Annotated in this window: 18 protein-coding genes; 15 read left to right on the forward strand and 3 right to left on the reverse strand. The window is 63.3% G+C overall.

Annotation, left to right across the window (positions count from 1 at the left end):
• The first annotated feature begins 109 nt into the window (after positions 1 to 109).
• The 11 genes from P3T40_RS41790 (at position 110) to P3T40_RS41840 (ending at position 11,982) form a co-directional block, all read left to right on the forward strand.
• The gene (locus P3T40_RS41790; protein ID WP_429273539.1) at positions 110 to 799 is read left to right on the forward strand and encodes an ABC transporter permease; all 690 of its coding nucleotides are present in this window, start codon (positions 110 to 112) and stop codon (positions 797 to 799) included.
• Positions 800 to 807: 8 nt separating this feature from the next.
• Complete coding sequence (locus P3T40_RS41795; RefSeq protein ID WP_429273521.1) at positions 808 to 1,521, forward strand: ABC transporter permease; 714 nt, start codon at positions 808 to 810, stop codon at positions 1,519 to 1,521.
• Positions 1,522 to 1,607: 86 nt separating this feature from the next.
• A complete protein-coding gene (locus P3T40_RS41800) occupies positions 1,608 to 2,399 on the forward strand; it encodes an ABC transporter ATP-binding protein (RefSeq protein ID WP_429273522.1) in 792 nt (263 codons plus the stop codon).
• Positions 2,400 to 2,431: 32 nt separating this feature from the next.
• Positions 2,432 to 3,484, forward strand: coding sequence for a GlxA family transcriptional regulator (locus P3T40_RS41805; RefSeq protein WP_429273523.1), 1,053 nt, complete (start codon positions 2,432 to 2,434; stop codon positions 3,482 to 3,484).
• 129 nt (positions 3,485 to 3,613) lie between these two features.
• Complete coding sequence (locus P3T40_RS41810) at positions 3,614 to 4,852, forward strand: aspartate aminotransferase family protein (RefSeq protein WP_429273524.1); 1,239 nt, start codon at positions 3,614 to 3,616, stop codon at positions 4,850 to 4,852.
• Between the two features lie 74 nt (positions 4,853 to 4,926).
• Complete coding sequence (gene aruF, locus P3T40_RS41815; RefSeq protein WP_429273525.1) at positions 4,927 to 6,003, forward strand: arginine/ornithine succinyltransferase subunit alpha; 1,077 nt, start codon at positions 4,927 to 4,929, stop codon at positions 6,001 to 6,003.
• Positions 6,000 to 7,040 carry an arginine N-succinyltransferase gene (astA, locus tag P3T40_RS41820; protein ID WP_429273526.1) on the forward strand — a complete coding sequence of 347 codons (1,041 nt, stop codon included), beginning with the start codon at positions 6,000 to 6,002 and terminating at the stop codon, positions 7,038 to 7,040. The genes aruF and astA overlap by 4 nt, the downstream gene beginning before the upstream one ends.
• Before the next feature lie 2 nt (positions 7,041 to 7,042).
• The gene (gene astD, locus P3T40_RS41825; RefSeq protein ID WP_429273527.1) at positions 7,043 to 8,506 is read left to right on the forward strand and encodes a succinylglutamate-semialdehyde dehydrogenase; all 1,464 of its coding nucleotides are present in this window, start codon (positions 7,043 to 7,045) and stop codon (positions 8,504 to 8,506) included.
• A gap of 9 nt (positions 8,507 to 8,515) precedes the next feature.
• Positions 8,516 to 9,856 carry an N-succinylarginine dihydrolase gene (gene astB, locus P3T40_RS41830; RefSeq protein WP_429273528.1) on the forward strand — a complete coding sequence of 447 codons (1,341 nt, stop codon included), beginning with the start codon at positions 8,516 to 8,518 and terminating at the stop codon, positions 9,854 to 9,856.
• Entirely contained in the window at positions 9,840 to 10,892 is a 1,053-nt protein-coding gene (gene astE, locus P3T40_RS41835; protein WP_429273529.1) for a succinylglutamate desuccinylase, read from the forward strand. The genes astB and astE overlap by 17 nt, the downstream gene beginning before the upstream one ends.
• A gap of 295 nt (positions 10,893 to 11,187) precedes the next feature.
• Positions 11,188 to 11,982, forward strand: coding sequence for an ABC transporter substrate-binding protein (locus P3T40_RS41840; RefSeq protein ID WP_429273530.1), 795 nt, complete (start codon positions 11,188 to 11,190; stop codon positions 11,980 to 11,982).
• A gap of 185 nt (positions 11,983 to 12,167) precedes the next feature.
• On the opposite strand, the gene P3T40_RS41845 is transcribed toward P3T40_RS41840, so the two are convergent.
• A complete protein-coding gene (locus P3T40_RS41845; RefSeq protein ID WP_429273531.1) occupies positions 12,168 to 12,905 on the reverse strand; it encodes an acetoacetate decarboxylase in 738 nt (245 codons plus the stop codon).
• A gap of 285 nt (positions 12,906 to 13,190) precedes the next feature.
• On the opposite strand from P3T40_RS41845, the gene P3T40_RS41850 reads away from it, so the two are divergent.
• Positions 13,191 to 14,612 carry an EAL and HDOD domain-containing protein gene (locus tag P3T40_RS41850; RefSeq protein ID WP_429273532.1) on the forward strand — a complete coding sequence of 474 codons (1,422 nt, stop codon included), beginning with the start codon at positions 13,191 to 13,193 and terminating at the stop codon, positions 14,610 to 14,612.
• 110 nt (positions 14,613 to 14,722) lie between these two features.
• Here the strand turns inward: P3T40_RS41850 and P3T40_RS41855 are convergent, their stop codons facing one another.
• The gene (locus P3T40_RS41855; protein WP_429273533.1) at positions 14,723 to 16,180 is read right to left on the reverse strand and encodes an HDOD domain-containing protein; all 1,458 of its coding nucleotides are present in this window, start codon (positions 16,178 to 16,180) and stop codon (positions 14,723 to 14,725) included.
• Between the two features lie 94 nt (positions 16,181 to 16,274).
• Positions 16,275 to 18,089 (reverse strand): putative bifunctional diguanylate cyclase/phosphodiesterase, encoded by a 1,815-nt coding sequence (locus tag P3T40_RS41860; RefSeq protein WP_429273534.1) that lies wholly within the window; start codon positions 18,087 to 18,089, stop codon positions 16,275 to 16,277.
• 322 nt (positions 18,090 to 18,411) lie between these two features.
• Between P3T40_RS41860 and P3T40_RS41865 the strand changes: the two genes are divergently transcribed.
• From P3T40_RS41865 to P3T40_RS41875, 3 genes are all read left to right on the forward strand, one after another.
• Positions 18,412 to 19,755 carry an EAL and HDOD domain-containing protein gene (locus P3T40_RS41865; protein WP_429273535.1) on the forward strand — a complete coding sequence of 448 codons (1,344 nt, stop codon included), beginning with the start codon at positions 18,412 to 18,414 and terminating at the stop codon, positions 19,753 to 19,755.
• A gap of 156 nt (positions 19,756 to 19,911) precedes the next feature.
• A complete protein-coding gene (locus tag P3T40_RS41870; RefSeq protein ID WP_429273536.1) occupies positions 19,912 to 20,475 on the forward strand; it encodes a peroxiredoxin in 564 nt (187 codons plus the stop codon).
• A 168-nt stretch (positions 20,476 to 20,643) separates the two neighbouring features.
• Positions 20,644 to 21,108, forward strand: a complete 465-nt coding sequence (locus P3T40_RS41875; protein WP_429273537.1) for a hypothetical protein — start codon at positions 20,644 to 20,646, stop codon at positions 21,106 to 21,108.
• The last annotated feature ends 110 nt before the right edge of the window (positions 21,109 to 21,218 follow it).

A 21,218-nucleotide genomic window follows, 5' to 3' on the forward strand; every position in this document is an offset into this window, starting at 1 on the left:
GCAAATCAATTTCGCTTGCGAGTATCCGCGCCATGCCTGCCGGATGGCCTGCAACGGCCGCGCTATCCATGCGCCGCCAGACCCCTTGCAAACCTGGATGGAGACAAACGTGGTCCTTTACGGCTTTGGTCCGGTGCTCCTCGCCGGTACGATCCAGACAATCGAGCTGTCGGTCCTGTCGCTCGCGGCCGCGGTCCTGCTCGGGCTGGCCGGTGCGGCGGCGAAGCTCTCCTTGAACCGGCCGCTGCGCATGATCGGCACGGCGTATACGACGCTGATCCGCTCGGTGCCCGATCTCGTGCTGATGCTGCTGTTGTTCTACAGCATCCAGATCGGGGTCAACAACCTGACCGACGCACTGAATCTGCCGCAGTTCGACATCGATCCGTTCGTGGCCGGCGTGATCACGCTGGGCTTTATTTACGGCGCGTACTTCACTGAGACGTTCCGCGGCGCCTTCCTCGCGGTGCCGCGCGGCCAGCTCGAAGCCGGTGCGGCTTACGGCATGAGCGGGGTGCGTGTGTTCACCCGCATCCTCTTTCCGCAGATGATGCGTTTCGCACTGCCGGGCATCGGCAACAACTGGCAGGTGCTGGTTAAGGCGACCGCGCTGGTGTCGATCATCGGCCTCGCCGACGTCGTCAAGGCGGCCCAGGACGCCGGCAAAAGCACCTTCAACATGTTTTTCTTCATCCTCATCGCCGCGCTCATCTACCTCGCGATCACCACGATGTCGAACCTCGTGCTGATCTGGCTGGAGCGGCGTTATTCGATTGGCGTGCGGCACGCGGAGCTGTGAGATAGACCATGATCGAGATCCTTTCCCAATTCGGCCGGGCCTTCCTCTACTGGGACGGCCAGCGTCTGTCCGGCCTCGCCGTGACCCTGTGGCTGCTGGTGGCGTCGATCGGCATCGGCTTTGTCTGCGCGATTCCGCTGGCGGTGGCGCGGGTGTCGAAGAAGCGCTGGCTGTCGACGCCGGTGCGTTTCTACACCTATGTGTTTCGCGGCACGCCCTTGTATGTGCAGTTGCTGCTGATCTATACCGGCATGTACAGCCTCGAGTTCGTGCGCTCGCATCAACTGCTCGACGCGTTCTTCCGCAGCGGTTTCCATTGCGCTATTCTCGCGTTCGCGCTGAACACCTGCGCCTATACGACCGAGATTTTCGCCGGGGCGATCCGTTCGACCTCGCACGGAGAAGTGGAAGCGGCACGGGCCTACGGGATGAGCTGGTTCACCATGTATCGCCGCATCATCCTGCCGTCCGCGCTGCGTCGCGCGCTGCCGTTGTACAGTAACGAAGTGATCCTGATGCTGCACGCCACCACGGTTGCGTTCACGGCGACCGTGCCGGACATCCTGAAGGTGGCGCGCGATGCCAATTCGGCCACGTACGACTCGTTTAGCGCATTCGGTATCGCGGCGCTGATCTATCTTGTTGTATCGTTCGCGCTGGTGGCGCTGTTCCGGCGCGCCGAGCGGCACTGGCTGGCGTATCTGGCGGCGCGGCCGCGTTGAGCGGCGGGTTTTGCTGCGGTTCACCCCGTCACCGCTGTCATAGGGCGGGTCTGTAGACGGATCTGTATTCACCTTGGGAGAGCGACTTGCTCCACACGACTCAAACTGAAGCCTGCAAGCTCGCCGTGCAGGACATCCACAAGCGCTATGGCGATAACGAAGTGCTCAAGGGCGTATCGCTGAACGCCAACAAGGGCGACGTGATCAGCATCATCGGCGCGAGCGGGTCGGGTAAGAGCACGTTCCTGCGCTGCATCAACTTCCTGGAACGGCCGAACGCCGGCCAGATCGTCGTGGACGGCGAGACGGTGCGCACCAAGGCCGATCGCAGCGGCAATCTGGAAGTGGCCGATCACAAGCAGCTGCAACGCATCCGCACGAAGCTCGCGATGGTGTTCCAGCACTTCAACTTGTGGGCGCACATGAACGTGATCGAGAACATCATCGAAGCGCCGGTTCATGTGCTTGGCCTGTCGCGCCGCGAAGCCGAGGAGCGTGCTCGCGAGTATCTGGAGAAGGTGGGTCTCGCGCCGCGTCTGGAAAAGCAGTATCCGTCGCATTTGTCGGGCGGCCAGCAGCAGCGTGTGGCGATTGCCCGCGCGCTGGCCATGAATCCGGATGTGATGCTGTTCGACGAGCCGACTTCCGCGCTCGACCCGGAACTGGTCGGCGAAGTGCTGAAGGTGATGCAGAAGCTCGCCGAAGAGGGCCGTACGATGATCGTCGTCACCCATGAAATGGGTTTCGCGCGCAACGTGTCGAATCATGTGATGTTCCTGCATCAGGGGCGTACCGAGGAAGAGGGCGTGCCTGCCGAGGTGCTGACCTCGCCGCGCAGCGAACGCCTCAAGCAGTTCCTCTCCGGCAGCCTCAAGTAACGCGGCCGCCGCGCTCCGCATCGCACCCGCTGATGGCCCGACCGTCCAGTCCGACCCGCACCACGCAGGTGGCAATCGTTGCATTGCCGCCGGTGTCGATGTCGGGCGTCGGGCCGATTGTCGATGCGCTCAATCTCGCCAATGAAATCGACGGCCGCGCGCTGTACCGCTGGCAGGTATGCTCGTGGGACGGCCGGCCCGTGCAGCTCGCCGGGGGCGCTCAATGGCCCGCAGATGCGGCGTTCGGCGACGCCATCTCGTGCGACTGGCTGATCATCGTCAGCGAGCGTTTCCAGCAGTTTGCCGATTACCGGCTGTTCCTCGCGAGCCTGTCGCGGGTCGGTCAGCGCACGCCGCTTGTCACCGGCATCCATCATGGGGTCTGGTGGCTCGCGATGGCGGGCCAACTGTCTGGCTATCGCGTGAGCGTCAACTGGGAAACCTACCAGCAGTTCTCCGAGCAGTTCGAGCGCTCGATCGTCACCCAGCAGATCTTCGAAATCGACCGCGATCGCGCCACCTGTGCGGGTGGCCAGGCGACCGTCGACTTCATGCTGGCGATGATCGCGCGCGAGCACGGTCCCGAACTAGCCGATCGTATCGCCGATACGCTCGGCGTCGGCGTGCTGCGCGCCGGTGAGGAACGTCAGCGGATTCCGTTCGTGACGGCGCCGGGCGAGCGCCATCCGCGCCTGAACGACGCGTTGTTGCTGATGGAAGCGAATATCGAAGATCCGCTGACCAGCGATGAAATCGCCGGTCTGGTCGGCGTGTCGCGGCGGCAGTTGGAGCGCCTGTTTCGCCAATACCTCGGCTCGATGCCGTCCAAATACTACCTGGGGCTGCGTCTGTCGAAGGCGCGCACGCAATTGCAGCGCACCAGCAAATCGGTGGTGCAGATCAGTCTCGCGTGCGGGTTTTCGTCGGCGGCGCACTTTTCGAACGCTTATCGCGAGCGTTTTGGCGTGACGCCGCGCGAGGATCGCCGCAACTGGATCGAAAAACAGACCGGCGCGACCGGCAGCGCGGCGAGTGAGCCGCGACCGGCGGCACTGATCGAACGCCCTGATGAAACGGAGCGCTAGCCGTCCGCGGCGCCAAATACCGCCGTGCGCGACGACAAGCCCGATAGAACCCGTCGCGTATGCGCAAGACGTTTCGCCCGTGGTTTCCTACACTAACGCTATACCTGTTACCTGTAACGAGGATTTGCCATGAACGACAACGACCTGACTGTGACGCGCCAGACTTTCGACGAAGTGATGGTGCCGGTGTTCTCGCCCGCCGCCTTCGTGCCGGACCGCGGTCTCGGGTCGCGCGTCTGGGATACGCAGGGCCGCGACTATATCGACTTCGCCGGCGGCATTGCCGTGACGGCGCTCGGTCATGCGCACCCGGAACTGCTGAAAGTGCTGAGCGAGCAGGGCAGCAAGCTGTGGCACATTGGTAACGGTTACACCAACGAGCCGGTGCTGCGCCTTGCCAAACGTCTCGAAGACCTGACTTTCGCCGACCGCGCGTTCTTCGCCAACTCCGGCGCGGAAGCCAACGAAGCGGCGCTGAAACTGGCGCGCCGCGTCGCCTTCGACCGTCATGGCATCGAGAAGGACGAAATCATCTCGTTCACGCAGTCGTTCCATGGCCGCACGTTCTTTACGGTCAGTGTCGGTGGCCAGCCGAAGTACTCGGAAGGCTTCGGTCCGGTGCCGCAAGGCATCGTGCATCTGCCGTACAACGATATCGAAGCTGCCCGCAAGGCGATCGGTGCAAAGACCTGTGCGGTGATCGTCGAGCCGATCCAGGGCGAAGGCGGCGTGATCCCGGCGGATCCGGCGTTCCTCAAAGCGCTGCGCGAAGCCTGCGACCAGCACGGCGCACTGCTGATTTTTGATGAGGTACAAACGGGTGTAGGCCGCAGCGGCTATTTCTACGCGTACCAGGACACGGGCGTGACGCCGGACATCCTGACCACGGCGAAAGCGCTCGGCAACGGTTTCCCGATCGGTGCAATGCTGACCACCAAAGAACTCGCTGCGCACTTCAAGGTGGGCGTGCACGGCACCACGTACGGTGGCAACCCGCTCGGCGCCGCGATTGCGGAGAAGGTGGTCGAATTGATCAGCGATCCGAAGGTGCTCGAAGGCGTGCGTTCGCGTAGCGAGGCGCTGAAGGGACAACTGGCGAAGCTCAACGAGCGCTTTGGCCTCTTCAAGGAAGTGCGCGGCAAAGGCCTGTTGATCGGCGCGGAGCTGACCGACGCGTTCAAGGGCCGTGCGAAAGATTTCGTCACTGCGGCGGGTCAGCACGGCGTGATCATGCTGATGGCGGGTCCGGACGTGCTGCGCTTTGTGCCGTCGCTGATCATGCCGCTGGACGATATGTACGAAGGCTTCGCGCGCCTCGCGAAGGCGATCGAAGCGGTGGTCGCCACGGCGGAAGCGCCGGCACGCTGAGCCGCGCAGCCGGCCTCGCACCTGCACTACCGCCTGGATCACCGCTTGCATCACCTCTAACCACTGGAACGACGATGCTCTTCGTACGCCCCGGCCGCCTCGCCGATCTCGATGCGCTCGAACACATGGCGCGCACGGCTCAGCCCGTGCTGCACTCGCTGCCGCATGACCGTCGTGCGCTCGAAGCGCGCGTCGCGCTGTCGGAGGACTCGTTTCGTGCGGAAGTCGATTTTCCGGGCGAGGAGTTCTATCTGTTCGTGCTCGAAGACAGCGAGACCGGCAAGCTGCTGGGCACGGCGAGCATCGTTGCGGCCGCCGGTTACTCGGAACCGTTCTACGCGTTTCGCAACGACGCGTTGATTCATGCGTCACGCGAGCTGCATGTGAATCGCAAGATTCACGCGTTGACCATGTCGCACGAACTCACCGGCAAGAGCCGGCTGGCGGGTTTTTACATTGACCCGTCACTGCGTGGCGACGCCGCGGCGCATCTGATGTCCCGCGCGCGGATGATGTATATCGCCGCGAACCGCAAGCGCTTCACGTCCGAGGTGTTCTCGCTGTTGCTGGGCGTGACGGATGAGCAGGGCGTGTCGCCGTTCTGGGAAGCGGTGGGTCGAAAGTTTTTTGGCCGCAATTTCGCCGACATCGAAATCGAATCGGGCGGCCGCAGCCGGACCTTTATCGCCGAAGTGATGCCGAGCTATCCGGTTTACGTGCCGCTTTTGCCGGAGTCGGCGCAACGCGTGCTGGGCGAGCCGGACGAGAAGGCCTTGCTCGCGTATGAGATTCACCTTGAAGAAGGCTTCGAGACGGACCGCTTCGTCGATATCTTTGATGCGGGTCCGGTGTTGACTGCGCAGATCGACCGCAGTGCCTGTGTCACGCGCAATGAAACGCGTGCGGTGCATGAGACCGGCGGCGCTCAAGCAGGGGTCGGCCACCACGGCGCCACGTATTTGATCGCCAGCAACCGCGCGGGCGACTTCCGCTGCGTGCTGGCCGACTTGCCTGCGGAAAAGAATGCAGGTGCGCCCTTGCCGCAAGTGGTGCGCGCGGCGCTCGGCGTGCAGGACGGCGACGCGGTGCGCTGCGTGCCGCTGCATCAGCAGGAAGAACAGCCGGATGACCTTTCGGGAGAAGCACAATGATCGTCGTTCGCGTCGTGCAGACGGGCGATGTGGACGCGCTCGTCGCGCTCGCTCAGGAGACCGGTCCCGGTCTCACCACCTTCAAGCCGGATCGCGATGCACTCGCGGCGCGCGTCGCGCGCTCGCGTCGCACGATGGAAGACAAGGCCGCGCCGCATGAGGCCGGTTATTTCTTCGTGATGGAAGACACGGCAACGGGCGATGTGGCGGGCGTGTGCGGCATTGAAACGTCGGTGGGCCTGGAGCAGCCGTTCTACAACTATCGCGTGAGCACGGTTGTGCATGCGAGCCAGGACCTCGGCATCTGGACGCGGATGCATGCGCTCAATATCTCACACGACCTGACCGGCTACGCGGAAGTGTGCTCGCTGTTCCTGAGCCCGCGGTATCGCACGAGCGGGGTAGGTGGGCTGCTGTCGCGCTCGCGCTTCATGTTTCTCGCGCAGTTCCGCGAGCGGTTTCCGCAGCGTCTGTGTGCCGAGTTGCGCGGGCATTTCGACGCGAACGGCACCTCGCCGTTCTGGCGCGCAGTCGGCTCGCATTTCTATCAGATCGATTTCAATGCAGCGGACTATCTCAGCTCGCATGGCCGCAGGGCATTTCTCGCTGAGCTGATGCCGCGCTATCCGGTTTACGTCGAACTGTTGCCGCAGGAGGCGCAGGATTGCGTTGGCCTCACGCATAGCGACACGATCCCGGCACGTCGCATGCTCGAATCCGAAGGGCTGCGCTACGAGAACCACGTCGATATTTTCGATGCGGGTCCGGTGCTGGAATGCCATATCGCCGACTTGCGCACGGTGCGCGAGAGCGTGGTGGTGCCGGTCGAAATCCTCGCGCTGGGTGCCTCGCCCGCGCCGCAGGATGGACCGAAGTCACTGGTGTCGAATACCTCGCTGGGCGATTTCCGCGTCGGCGCCGCCGCGGGCGTGCCGCAGGACGGCGTGTTCCGTCTGACGGCAGAAGAGGCTGCGGCACTCGACGTGAAGGCAGGCGACCCGGTACGGGTGCTGCCGCTGAAACACAAACAAGGATGATCATGACCGAGCTTTTCATCGACGGCGAATGGGCCGCCGGCACAGGACACGTATTCGCCTCGCGCAACCCCGGTACGGGCGCGACGGTATGGGAAGGCCATAGCGCATCCGCAGACGACGTTGATCGCGCTGTGCGTAGCGCACGCCGTGCGTTTGCGACATGGTCGGCGTTGAGCCTTGATGAGCGCTGCGCTATCGTGCGCCGCTTCGCTGCATTGTTGACCGAGCGCAAGGAAGCGATTGCCGAAGCGATTGGCCGCGAAACGGGCAAGCCGCTGTGGGAAGCACGCACGGAAGTCGCGTCGATGGCGGCCAAGGTCGAGATTTCGATTCAGGCCTACAACGAGCGCACCGGCGAAAGGCGCGCGGCGATGGCCGATGGGACTGCTGTGTTGCGGCACCGTCCGCATGGCGTGGTGGCCGTGTTTGGGCCGTATAACTTCCCGGGCCATCTGCCGAACGGACACATCGTGCCGGCGCTGATCGCGGGTAACGCGGTGGTGTTCAAGCCGTCGGAACTGGCGCCGGGCGTGGCCCGTGCGACCGTCGAAGTGTGGCGCGAAGCCGGCTTGCCGGCAGGCGTGCTGAACCTCGTGCAAGGCGAGAAGGACACCGGCATTGCATTGGCGAATCACCGGCAGATCGACGGTCTGTTTTTCACCGGCAGCTCGGACACCGGCACGCTGCTGCACAAGCAGTTTGGCGGCCGTCCGGAGATCGTGCTGGCGCTGGAGATGGGCGGCAACAATCCGCTTGTCATCGGACCGGTGGCGGATCTCGATGCAGCGGTGCATCACACGATTCAATCGGCGTTTCTGTCGGCGGGGCAGCGCTGCACCTGTGCGCGACGCATCTTCGTACCGAACGAGGCTTTCGGCGACCGCTATATCGAGCGCCTCGTGGAGGTGACCTCACGCATCACAGTGGGCGAATACAACGCCGAACCGCAGCCGTTCATGGGCGCGGTGATTTCAGCGCGTGCTGCGCAGCGTCTCGTTCAGGCGCAGGCTCAGTTGCTCGAAGCCGGCGCGAAGTCGCTGTTGACGATGGAGCAGCGTGACCCGCAACTCGGCTTTGTCACACCGGCGATTCTCGACGTGACCGGCGTGCAGGATCTGCCCGACGAAGAGCACTTCGGACCGCTCGCGCAGATCGTCCGTTATGCTAACTTTGACGAGGCCATCGAACGCGCCAACGATACGGAATTCGGCCTCTCCGCCGGTCTGCTCGCCGACGACGAAGCGCTGTGGACGCATTTCCAGCGTTCGATTCGCGCCGGCATCGTCAACTGGAACCGGCCGACCAACGGTGCGTCGTCCGCGGCGCCGTTCGGCGGCACGGGACGCTCGGGCAACAACCGTCCGAGCGCGTATTACGCCGCCGACTACTGCGCCTACCCGATGGCTTCCGTCGAAAGCGCGCAACTGCAAATGCCCGCGAGCGTGTCGCCGGGCCTTCATTTCTGAGGATCGACGATGCAAGCCACTGAAGCCAATTTCGACGGGCTCGTCGGTCCGACGCACAACTACGCCGGGTTGTCGTTCGGCAACGTGGCGTCGCAGAACAACGAGAAGTCCGTCGCCAATCCGAAGGCCGCTGCGAAGCAGGGCCTGCGCAAGATGAAGCAGCTTGCCGACCTCGGTTTTCATCAAGGCGTGCTGCCGCCGCAGGAACGGCCGTCGATGCGTCTGTTGCGTGAGCTCGGTTTTTCCGGCGACGACGCCACAGTGATCGCACGGGTCGCGAAAGACGCGCCTGAGCTGCTCGCCGCAGCCAGTTCTGCCTCGGCAATGTGGACCGCGAATGCGGCGACGGTGAGCCCCTCCGCTGACACGCACGACGGCCGGGTGCATTTCACGCCCGCGAATCTGTGCAGCAAGCTGCACCGTGCGATCGAACACGAATCGACGCGCGGCACGCTGCGCGCGATCTTCGCGGACCAGGAACGTTTCGCCGTGCATGAAGCGCTGCCTGGCACGCCGGCACTCGGCGACGAAGGCGCGGCCAATCACACGCGTTTCTGTGCAGAATATGGCGTACATGGCGTGGAATTCTTCGTCTACGGCCGCAGCGAATATCGCCGCGGACCGGAGCCGAAGCGCTTTCCGGCGCGGCAGACCTTCGAGGCGAGCCGTGCAGTCGCGCAGCGTCATGGCCTCGCCGAAGCGGCCACGGTCTATGCGCAGCAAAATCCCGATGTGATCGACGCGGGCGTGTTCCACAACGACGTGATCGCGGTCGGCAATCGCAATACGCTGTTCTGCCATGAACTCGCGTTCGTCGAGCAGAAAGCGGTGTACGACGATCTGCGCGCGAAGCTGGCCAGGCTCGATGCGAAGTTCGATGTGATCGAAGTGCCGGACGCGCAAGTGAGCGTGTCGGATGCTGTGACTTCGTATCTGTTCAACAGCCAGTTGCTCACGCGTCCCGACGGCAAACAGGTGCTGGTGGTGCCGCAGGAATGCCGTGAGAACGAGCGCGTCGGCGCATATCTGGGTAGCTTGACCTCGCGTAGCGGCCCGATCGACGACGTGCTCGTGTTCGATCTGCGCGAGAGCATGAAGAACGGTGGCGGCCCGGCTTGCCTGCGTCTGCGGGTGGTGTTGAGCGAGGCGGAACGGGCAGCGGTCACGCCCGGCGTGTGGATCAACGATGCGCTGTTCGGCCGACTCGACGCGTGGATCGAAAAGCACTACCGCGATCGTCTCGCGCCGGCTGACCTGACCGATCCGAGCCTGCTGCTCGAATCGCGCACGGCACTTGATGAACTGACGCAGATTCTCGGCCTGGGATCGCTGTATGACTTCCAGCGCTGAGCAGGGCATGAACGCGCTACTGAGCGATTTTCTCGCGTATACGCTGGCGGGCACACGTCCGGCAGAGAGTGAGGCGCAGGGCGTCTGCGCGAGCGGCGTCCGGTGGGCCTGGCTGGATGAAGGCATCCTGCAACTGGAGCCCGCTGCGGCAGCGGGTGGCGGCGTGCGTAGCGTGCTCGCCTCCGCAGGCGTGCATGGCGACGAAACCGCACCGATCGAATTGTTGTCGCAACTGGTGCGCGATATCGCAGAAGGGCAGGCTACCCTTGCATGCCGCTTGCTCGTGATACTGGGTAACGTCGGCGCAATGCGCTCTGCGTGCCGCTATCTCGACGACGATCTGAATCGCCTCTTCAGCGGCCGGCATGCACAGGTGCCGCACAGTCATGAAGCGCCGCGTGCCGCAGCATTGGAGCGCGCGGCGACGCAGTTCTTCGCGGGCACTTCATACGCGCCCGGTGCGCGCTGGCATATCGACATGCATACGGCAATCCGCGCGTCGGTGTTCGAGCAGTTTGCGCTGCTGCCGCATACCGGTGCGCCGCTCTCGCGTGCGATGTTCGAATGGCTGCGCGATGCATCCATTGCCGCCGTGCTGCTGCACACCACGAAGGGCAATACGTATTCGCATTTCACCGCGCAAGTGTGCGGTGCAGAGGCCTGCACGCTCGAACTCGGTAAAGTGCGGCCGTTCGGCCAGAATGACTTGACGCGCTTTGCCGGCACGGATAAAGCACTACGTCATCTGCTGGCAGGCGTCGAAGGCGATGCGGCGCCGCCGCTGCCGCGCGTGTTCACCGTGATCGATCAGATCACGAAGCAAAGCGATGCGTTCGAATTGCTGGTCGCCGCGGACGTGGCGAATTTCACGCCGTTCGAGCAGGGCACTTTGCTCGCGCGCGATGGCGACTATCGCTACACGGTACGCCACGAACAAGAGCGCATCGTGTTTCCGAATCCCACGGTGAAGCCGGGCTTGCGCGCCGGTTTGCTGGTGCTCGAGACGACGCAGGAAACGCTGGCTGCGCTTGCCTGAGCGAGCCGCTGCGGTCCGATTCGATGCACGCGGCATTTCGCTCGCCGCGTGCATCGAACGCTTGCCGATTCGCGACACGAAGTTGCAACTTCGCTGGCCGCCTTCGAACGATTCCACAAGCTCATCACACCACTCCCCCCGCAGCGTCTGCCCGTCGACCCTGTACAATCCCGCCCTCGCGGCTGCTGCGCTGCACCACACCAGCCGCGTGAGTTTGAATCGCAATCATGGCGCAGCAATCATGCAGCGCAGATTCAACTCTGTTTGATTTCATACCAGTAGAGGAAGACAAAGAATGAAAATGAATTGGCGAACCATGGCCGCGCTGGCAGTTTTTGCGTCGGCAACCGCAGCAGCAGGCAACGCGTCGGCAGCCGACATCAAAGAGATCCGCTTTGGCGTCGAGGCGTCGTATGCCCCGTTCGAATCGAAGACGCCGGCGGGCGATCTGCAGGGCTTCGACGTCGATATCGGCAATGCGGTGTGCGCCAAGCTCAAGGCGAAGTGCGTGTGGGTCGAAAATTCGTTCGACGGCCTGATCCCAGCCCTGCAGGCGCGCAAGTTCAACGCAATCAACTCGGACATGACGATCACCGAGCAGCGCCGCGAAGCGATCGACTTCACCGATCCGATCTACACGATCCCCAACCAGATGATCGCGAAGAAGGGCAGCGGCCTGCTGCCGACTGCGGCATCGCTGAAGGGCAAGCATGTGGGCGTGCTGCAAGGCACGATCCAGGAGACCTACGCGAAGGCAATCTGGGCACCGGCCGGTGTCGACGTTGTGCCGTATCAGACACAGGACCAGATCTACGCGGACCTGGCCTCGGGCCGTCTGGATGCCGCGTTCCAGGACGCTGAAGCGGCATCGAAGGGCTTCCTGACCCGTCCGCAAGGAGCGGGCTTCGAATTCGCGGGTCCGGCGGTCAGCGACGCGAAGCTGTTGGGTGGCGGTGTGGGCTTCGGCATTCGCAAGGGCGACAAGCCACTCAAGGACGCGCTCAACGAGGCGCTCAAGGAGTTGAAGGCAGACGGTACGATCGATCGCTTTGCGGCGAAGTACTTCAACGTCAAGGTTGTGCTGAAGTAAGCGACACGTGCATGCGTGTCGCATGACCCATGCAGCTTTGCAGTCACGCAGCAGGACAAACGGCCGCAGATGCGGCCGTTTGACATTGGAGAACCATGATATGCACTGCTCATGAATAATACACGGGTCACATATGCAGCCCTTTTGGCACTACTGCGCGGTGTGGCGGGCGGCTGCTCCCGTGGCTACTTCAGATAATCAAACGCCACTTCACCAAGCCCAAGCGTCAGATCCGCAACCAGATGACGCGCCTCGACAATCTCCAGCACCGGCAATTCGGCCACCGGCGCGAGCGCATGCGGCGAGAGTTGCAGCGAAGCGGGGCCGGTCCATGCGCCCTTGAGGTCGATGTCCTGGAGGTAGTAGCGCACCAGTTCGCAGACGCGCGGCGTTCCGTCGACATGCGGCATAACTTTCAGCAGGAAGTTCGGCGCTTCCAGACGCTTCTTCTGTTGCGCGAGATCGAGCTGGCGATGTTTGTAGCCCATCGTCCCGGTAGCGATACGCACGGGACCGTAATCGAGCGTGCCGACCAGCGTATCCGTGTGCACTTCGAGTACCGGCTTGGCGAGCTTCTTCGGAAAGCCCCACAGTTCGCGGCCACCTGCAATTGGCGGATGGTCGTCGAGATACATCGCCAGCGTGTAGCTGCCGGCGACGCCGTTGTAGGAGACCGGAATTACCTGGCCGCTTTCCGTGTAGTCGCCGAAGCCGGTCGAATCGGGCATACGGATGAACTCGTAGTGCACCAGCGGCTCGCCAACCTGCAGCGGCTCAGGCACGACAGCGCGCAGTTTGTCGGGGTCGGTGCGATACGTGATGATCAGGAATTCCCGGTTGATGAACCGGTAGGGGCCGATCGGGAACGCCGGGCTCGTAATCGGCATGGCGAAGGCATTATCTAGCACGCTTTTGACATCCATGGTTTTTCCTTGGTGGTTAAACGCGGGTTGGAACGCTTCTGCACTGCACAAGAGTATCGTCGATTCACCGGTCGATCGCAGCGTCGAATTGGGAATCGAATATTTTCCAAAAATGGCCGTTGGCCATGCCTGATCGCTGCGGCCTGCGCTAAAATTGTCAAGCGTCGCAAAGCGGCGCCAGGCGGCGTTTGCAGCCGCGCTCCGGGTCAAATTTCGGGCGCGATCACGCCGCATGCCAGAACAGAAAACAGCAATAAGCGCCAGGGCGCTGATCGGGGGAGTGGAATGACCACCATCGAAGTCGACGATCCTAACCGGGGCGGTGCTACGCCTGGCAGGACGGACGGCACACCAGTCTCGGCATGTTTCGCCCGCCAGCCGATTCTCGATCGGGACGGGATGCTATGCGGCTTTGAGCTCAAGCTTCATTGCGTGGACGAAGCGCCGGCAGAAGAAGGCGCGGCGGCCAGCGTGCGAGCCGGGCAGACGGCCCATCCCGCGGCAAACCTCCTGGACGCAGAGACGGTCCCCACCGAGGCGCAGCCTGGCGCCGCCGCTCAGCCCACCTTCACCAAGACTGTCGTCGCCGCACTGATGCATTCGGGCATGCGCGGAGCGCTGAACGGCCATCCCGGTTATCTGGACGTGAGCCGCGAGATGCTGTTCGACGACGCGCTCGAACTCGTGCCGGCCGAGCGCTTCATGTTCGAAATCCAGCCCGATATTGAAGTGGACGATGCCCTGGTTGCGCGCATCGTCGTGCTGCACGCGCGGCGTTACCGCTTCGTGCTCGACGCCGTGGTGGTGCCTAACGATACCTTTGCACGCCTCTTGCCGTATGCCGAGGGCGTGAAGATCGATTTTCCGCGCATCTCGCGTGCCTTGCTGCCGAAGCTCGCCACCGTACTGAAGTCGGCGGGCAAGCTGTTGATTGCCGCGGGTATCGACGCGCAAGCGGATTTCGAAACCGCCCTCAACCTGGGCTTCGACAAGTTTCAAGGCTATTTCTTCGCCCGCGCTCACACCGCAGCCTTGCGGCGGGTAAGCGCGCCGCGTCACGCTTTGCTGAACCTGCTGCAGTTGCTGGCCGGCGACCCGACCGTCGCACAACTCGAAGCCGAACTGAAGCTGAACCCGGTGCTGGTGATGCACCTGATGAAGCTGGCCAATTCGAGTGGGCTTGCAGTTGGCCACAAGGTGACGACGCTGCGCGAAGCGATCAACGCGACCGGCACGAATCGTATCGCCCGCTGGACGCAATTGCTGCTGTACGCAGATGGCCGCAAGGTCGCACTGGAAGACGATCCTTTGCTACAACTCGCTGCCACCCGGGCGCGCTTCATGGAACTCGCCGTGCTGCGCCTGCCGGAGGCCGGCCGCGACGAGGCCGATGCCGCGTTCCTGACCGGGGTGTTTTCGTTCGTCGATGCGGTGTTCGGGGGATCGCTCGAGAACACGCTCAATATACTGACGTTGTCGAAGCCGATTCAGGCGGCGATTCTGCGCCGTGAAGGCGTGCTGGGCCAGCTGTTGTCGGCAGTGGATGCGCTGGAGCGCGGCGCGTGGGCGGAAATCGAAGCCGCGTGCGTGCAGTTGCCGCCGCTGACAGTGAGCGAAGTCGCGGAGCTAGGGCTGACCGCGGCGGCGTGGGCAGGCGTTGCTGATCGCAGCGCCGAGGCAAAAGGCTTGGAGCGTATCGAGGACTAACCCGGAGGATTAACCCGGAGGATTGACCGCGATGAGCCGGTGAGGGGAGCCGCGTCCGCAGTTCGGTGCGCGGCACTTCAGCCCGGTGGTAAACCGGACAGCTTACCCCTTCACAGCATCTCCATCTCCTGCATCGGCGCGTGGGAAAAAAAACGCCCTAACTCCCGGGCCAGTTCATTCAGAGCCGCCATCTCTCCCTGCGAAATCCGCCGCGGCTCGTCGGCCTGGCTCCAGTCGCCATACAGCAGCGCGACGGTCGACTGATTCTCGCCGATCACCGGCAGCAACACGAACGAACGGGTATCGGTGAAGCTGCGCCGGAACCATTCGGGCAGGCGCGCCACCATCTTCGGGTCGCGGGCATTTTCTATAAAGATGCCCACCGAGTTCGCCACGGCGAGATGAAACACGTCGGGCTCGAATGCCGTATTGAATGACAGGTTTGGCAACGCGTCGTCGATCTTCGGTCCAAAGCCCATGCGCGCCCTGAACATGCCGCTGCTGTGCCGGACAAACATCACGGTTCGTGCGAAGCCGAGACCTGCATGCACCGTTTCGGCCGCGAGCGCCAGCGCCGCCGCGAGCGCGCTATCGGATTTCAGCGCGCGCAGATCTTCGACACCCGCGCTGATGCGCGCCTCCGGGTCGAGCGCTTCGCGGGCGATCGCATCGGCGTTGGCGCGCAGCTCGACAATCTCGCGCATCACGCCTTCGCCGTCTTCCTCGCGGGCGAGCGCGGTGCTCATCTCCACCAGCACGTCCGGGTCGGTGTTCAGCGCGCGACCGTAGCGGTGCGCGAGTTCGGCCATGCGGGCATCGCGTTGCCACTCCGGCATGTTCGGCGTGGTCAGCAGGCTCGCGACATCGGTCGAGTAGTTGGTGATCGCACGCAGCCACAGCACCTGTTTCGGTTCGTCGGTCGCGTGCGGATCGAACTCGCCCATGCCGTCGCGGATCATGTCGGGCAGGCGCCAACGCACCGCGGCTTCCGCGCCGATTTCGTCGAACGTGACGCCGAGCACCGTGCTGCAGGCTTCCACTTCGTCGATATTGGTTTCGATCAGGCGGCGGATCTGGTCCCACTCGGCGTCGAGGTAGAACACCACGAGCAGCTTGCCGATCTGCCGCATCAGCGTGCAGACCACGGCCTCTTCGCCGGCGCGCAGGTCGCCGCGCTCGGTCAGCTTGCGGGCGACGCAGCCCGACAGCAGGGTACGGTTCAGCTCGAGTTTCGCGTCGATGCGGCGCGGCACGCTGTGATGGAAGTGATCGACGATCTTCAGGCCGACCACGAGGTGGCCGACTGCGTCCATGCCGAGCACCATCAAGGCGCGCGACACGGTGGTGATATTGCCACCGAAAGCCATGTACATCGCCGAGTTGGCGAGGCGCAGCACCTTCTGGGTCAACGCAAAATCAGACAGCACGACCTGCACGAGACCCGAGAAGTCAAGGTCGTCGTTGTTCATTGCAGCCATGGTGGTGCGCAGCGATTGCGACAGCATGGGGAAATCGCCGCGCTCGCTCATTCGAGACCAGAGCCTGTCGAGCACCGCTGCCTTTACCATGTGATTCCCGCTAAAGCCATACGTGTTCCAGTGAGTGGCAGACCAGCGTCAAGCCGGTGTGCGATACGCCAACGCCTGTTCTGCCGGGGCTGCATCAGGCCGCTTCGTGCAGATGCAAGGTGCGCGCCTCGAAGCGCTGCGCCAGCTCCTCGGATGGCAACGCCTTGCAGACGAGCCAGCCTTGAATATGATCACATCCCATCTCGGTCAGGAGCGTGCGCTGTGCTTCCGTTTCCACGCCTTCTGCGACCAGTTCCAGGTCGAGCGTCTGCGCGAGACCGACGACCGCGCTAACGATTGCCTGATCGTTTCGGGAGGTTAGCAGATTCTCGACGAAACTCCGGTCGATCTTAAGCTTCGCCAGCGGGAATCGTTGCAGATAGGCAAGACTCGAGTAGCCGGTGCCGAAGTCGTCGACGGCAAAGCGGATGCCCATCGCAGTCAGCTCTTCGAGCAGCCCCTTCGCATGGGCCGGGTCGTGCATCAGCAGGCTTTCGGTGATCTCGAACACGAGACGGCGCGGGTCGATCCCGGTCAGCTCGATCGCCTCGCGCACGCTGTCCTTGAAACGCGGGTCGCGAAACTGCTGCGGCGACACGTTGACCGCGACGTACTGGAGCTTGATGCCACGGGCGTCCCACTGGATCAGCTGCATGCAGGCGATCTTGAGCACCCAGTTGCCGAGGTAGTTGATGAGCCCGACCGATTCCGCGAGCGGAATGAACATCGAGGGCGGCACCAGCCCATGCACCGGATGAAGCCACCGGATCAGCGCCTCGACCCCCACCACGCCATGGCTCTGGCTGCTGGTGATTGGCTGGAAGTGGAGCGAGAACTCGCCATTGCGCACGCCGTCGTAGAGGTCGGCCTCTAGCTTCAGGCGTTCGACGTCGGCCGGGTTGTCGTCGGGCACGTAGAACGCCAGCGTATTGCCGCCAGCCGCCTTGGCTTGCAGCAGGGCGTGGTCGGCCCAACGCAGCAGGTGGTTGTCATGCTCGACGGTGTCATTGACGTGATGCACGTCCGGATATAACGCGATGCCGATGCTCGCCGACAGATGCACCTGCTGGCCGTTGAAAACATAGGGCTGCTGGATCGCGGTCAGCAGGCGCCGCGCCAGCGCCTCGGCGGCGGTGGCCGCGTACGTGCGGGTCGTCGCAGTGGGCACCAGAATGGCGAATTCGTCGCTCGCGACCCGCGCGATCCTCTCGCCCTGGGTTGCGGTGTTCAATATGCGTCGGGCGGTTTCGCGCAGCATCTCGTCGCCGGCGTCGTAGCCGAGCGCGCGGTTCACGCGCTGATAATCGTCGATGTCGAGCAGCAGCAGGGCGGCGGGCGTGCCGTGCGTGTCGGCTTGCTGTTGGGCGTCGAGCAGCGCCGGCATCAGCGCGGACTGATTGGCGAGGCCCGTCAGGCGGTCGTGGTGCAGCGCATGGGTCAGGCGCTCTTCGGTGGCGCGCCAGGCCGACACGTCGAAGCCGGCTATCGCAAAGCCCTCAACGCCGTTGTGGCTGCTGCGCACGACGCGCAACTCGACGGTGACCGGATAGGTCAGCGACTTGATCAGGTCGAGCGTCGCCTTTTCGACGCCGCCGGTGGCCGATGCGCGGGCCAGCAGGGCGTCGAGGCGTTCGACGTCGGCGGGCGCGACCAGATCGTGCAGCGTGATCGTTTGCAGATATTCGCGGTGGTAGCCGATAAAGCGCAGACTCGCCTCGGACACGTAGAGGAAGTGCAGCTCCCGGTCGACGTGGGCAAGCAGGTCGACCGCACCGACGGCCTGCTCGAGAGGCGAGCGGCTGGCGCTCGGCTGAGGTAAGGCGTCTGCGCGGCGGCCTAACGCACGGACCCGGTCAATGACCGTGCGCAAGGAGCCCCGACGGGGCGCGGTGATCCTGTTCGCTTCCATGTTTCTCGCTGGCAACCTGGTTTCGTCTGCAGGCGGTCCGGCTCGCTTCCGCCTGCCCGGCGCGGATCGTCGAGAGCTATGAAGCCGCCTATCAGAACGAGATAACGACCGCTGCGCTGAAATCTTTAGCGGTTACTGCAAAAGTTCCTGCAAAAAAACTGCCGGTAATGATGGGTAGGTCCAGCGTCTGAGTCATGCCCTACGGATTCGGTTAAAGTGGCGCGGTTCGCTGACCGTTATTGGTAGCAAGCCGGACACTCGAGGCGGCCGCGGCAATTCGCGTCCGCCGCGGAGTCTTTCTGAATTCATGCACCGATGAGCCATGTCTGAACCGTTCCCTGCCGGGGCTAAGCCCGGGCACGTCAAGGTGCTTGCACAAACCGCCCAGGACACCCAACTGGCGGCTGAGGCGCCTTTTGTCTATCTGGGACGCCAGCCCATACTCGACCGCGACGGCGCGCTGAACGCTTACGAACTGCTGTTCCGCTCCGGCGCGCACAACTACGCCGAGGTCAGCGACGACGCCCAGGCGACCGCCCAGGTGGTCGCGCGCACGATTGGCGGGATTGGCGTGTCGGCGGTGCTCGGCCATCATCGCGGCTATGTGAACATCGGCCGCGACCTGTTGTTCGACGACATCGTTCACCTGATGTCGCCCGAGCGCTTCGTGCTCGAAATCCTCGAGACCGTCAGCTTCGACGCGCAGCTCGTGCGCCGGCTTGGCGAACTGCGTCGCGCCGGTTTCCAGGTGGCACTCGACGATGTCAGCGAGCTGACGGAGGGCTTACGCGCCGTGCTGCCGCATACCGACATCGTCAAGATCGATTTCCTGCAGACACCCCGGGAGGCCTTGCCGACGCTGGCTGCAGTGGTGCTCGCCGAGGGCAAGACGCTGATTGCCGAGAAGGTCGAGACGCGGGAGGACTTTGCGCTGGCGCGTGAGCTCGGTTTCCACCTGTTCCAGGGATACTTTTTCGCCCGCCCACAGGTGCTGGCCGCGCCGCGCAACCGCTCGTCGCGCCCGGCGCTGCTGCGCCTCCTGGCGCTCCTCGCAAGCGACGGGGGCATTATCGAGCTCGAGGCGGAGTTAAAGCGCAACCCGAGCGTCGTAGTGCAGTTGCTGCGCCTCGTCAACTCGAGCGCGTTCGGCCTCGGACGCAATATTGCCTCGCTGCGCGAGGCGATTATCGCCGCCGGCACACGGCAGATCGCGCGCTGGGCGCAACTTCTGCTGTATGCCGACGGCGGTGACCTGCCGTGGCGTTCCGATCCGCTGGTGCAACTGGCCGGCACGCGCTCGCGCTTTATGGAACTGGCGGCACGCTGGCTGCGTCCGTCGGACGAAGACTTTGCGGACGCTGCGTTTATGACCGGAATCTTTTCGCTGGTGCACGTGGTGCTGGGCACGACGCCTGCCGAGGCGCTCGACAAGCTAGGGCTGGCATCGCAGATCCGCGATGCGATCGTCGAGCAGAGCGGGGCGCTGGGTGCGCTGCTGAAGATCGCCGCGGCCGCCGACCAGGGCGCGGACGAGCGGATGGACGCGGCGTCGATTGCCGCCAGTGACGAGGCGCCAGCTGGCTTCGCGGCGCTGACGCCCGAGGTGCTGGCGGAGCTGAATCTGTCCGCCGCGGCATGGTTTGGCGCGCATGCGGGGTTGGAGTAGGGCTGCGCGCCGCGCTCGCCGGGTCTTCCAGCGTGCTTTCTCTGGACGTGGTCCAATAGTGGATAAGTCATGGCTTGACGCGGCCGCGGGGCGCAGCGGGGTATGACTTCATTCATTGCACGGACAAATGTGCATCAACGCTTGGAGGGGCTCGAGATGAAACGAAAGTTCATGCCGGTATTGCTGGCGACCGTATTGTCGGCGGGGTTTGCGCTGCATTCTTTGACGGCGTCTGCGACGCTCAAGCCTGGCGACACGGCACCGGATTTCACGACTCAGGCGTCGCTTGGCGGCAAGACCTACACCTACACGCTGGCTGATGAGTTGAAGAAGGGGCCGGTGGTGTTGTACTTCTATCCGGCGGCTTTCACGAAGGGCTGCACGATCGAAGCGCATGAATTCGCGGACGCCGTGGACGAATACAAGAAGTACGGCGCGACGGTGATTGGCGTGTCGCATGACAACATCGACACGTTGACGAAGTTTTCGGTAAGCGAATGCCGCAGCAAGTTTCCGGTCGCGGCTGACGCGGATGCGAAGGTGATTGGCGCCTACGACGCGGGTTTGCCGATGCACAACTCGATGGCGAACCGGGTGTCGTACGTGATTGCGCCGGACGGCAAGATCATTTACGAGTACACGAGTTTGTCGCCGGACAAGCATGTCGAGAATACGCTGGAGGCGGTGAAGCAATGGGCGGCCACGCATAAGCCGCAGTGACGGCGGGGGTGATTGATGCCCTGCGGGCGGCTTGATGGTTGCCCAGCGTTTGTGTTGCTGCCGCGATAGGTGTGCTGGTTGCCGGATGGTGCAATAGTTTCTTGCTGATGATCCCGCGGACGCACCGTGCTACGCTGATGGCCGGTTCGTTTTGCGGGGTGATTCGAGATGCCTATCGTTGTGGGTCTGGCGGTGCTGGCCGCGCTGATATACGGCGCGGTCTGGTCGTTTGATGCGTTGTCGGCGCATTTTGGTCTTGGGGTTGCCGTTGGCGCTGCCGTGGTGGCTGCTGCTTTAGTTGTGGCGGCGGTTGTTTATTGGCTGCGGCGCCGGCGTGAAGTGGCGGCTAATATTCATGATGGTGATTGGACGCATGAGCTCAAGGCTGAATGGGGGGTGGTTCGGCTGGCCGCGGGGAAGAGGTTATGTAGGTTGGACGTTCACGGCGTTCGCGGGGATTATATTTTTGCGGATATTCAGGGGGCAGAGGTCAAGAGAGTTGCTGAGGGTTTTCAACTCGCGTTGAAGGTTCGGGATGCTAAGTGTCCTCAGTGGGATTTGCCCATGCGGGATGAGAAGCAGGCTCAGCAGTGGAAGAGGGTTTTTGGGTTAGCCATGGAGCAGAAGCTTTGATTTTTTTGCCTGAGTGGCGCTTTGGTTGGCGTTCTTGTGGCGTTGGCCTTTCCTTGCATTGCTATCGGTCTATTAGGCAGTATGACTCCCGTGAGGCAAAGGCTGGCCTG

Origin of the sequence: Paraburkholderia sp. EB58 (genome assembly GCF_050436665.1) — a bacterium.
Taxonomy (GTDB): domain Bacteria; phylum Pseudomonadota; class Gammaproteobacteria; order Burkholderiales; family Burkholderiaceae; genus Paraburkholderia.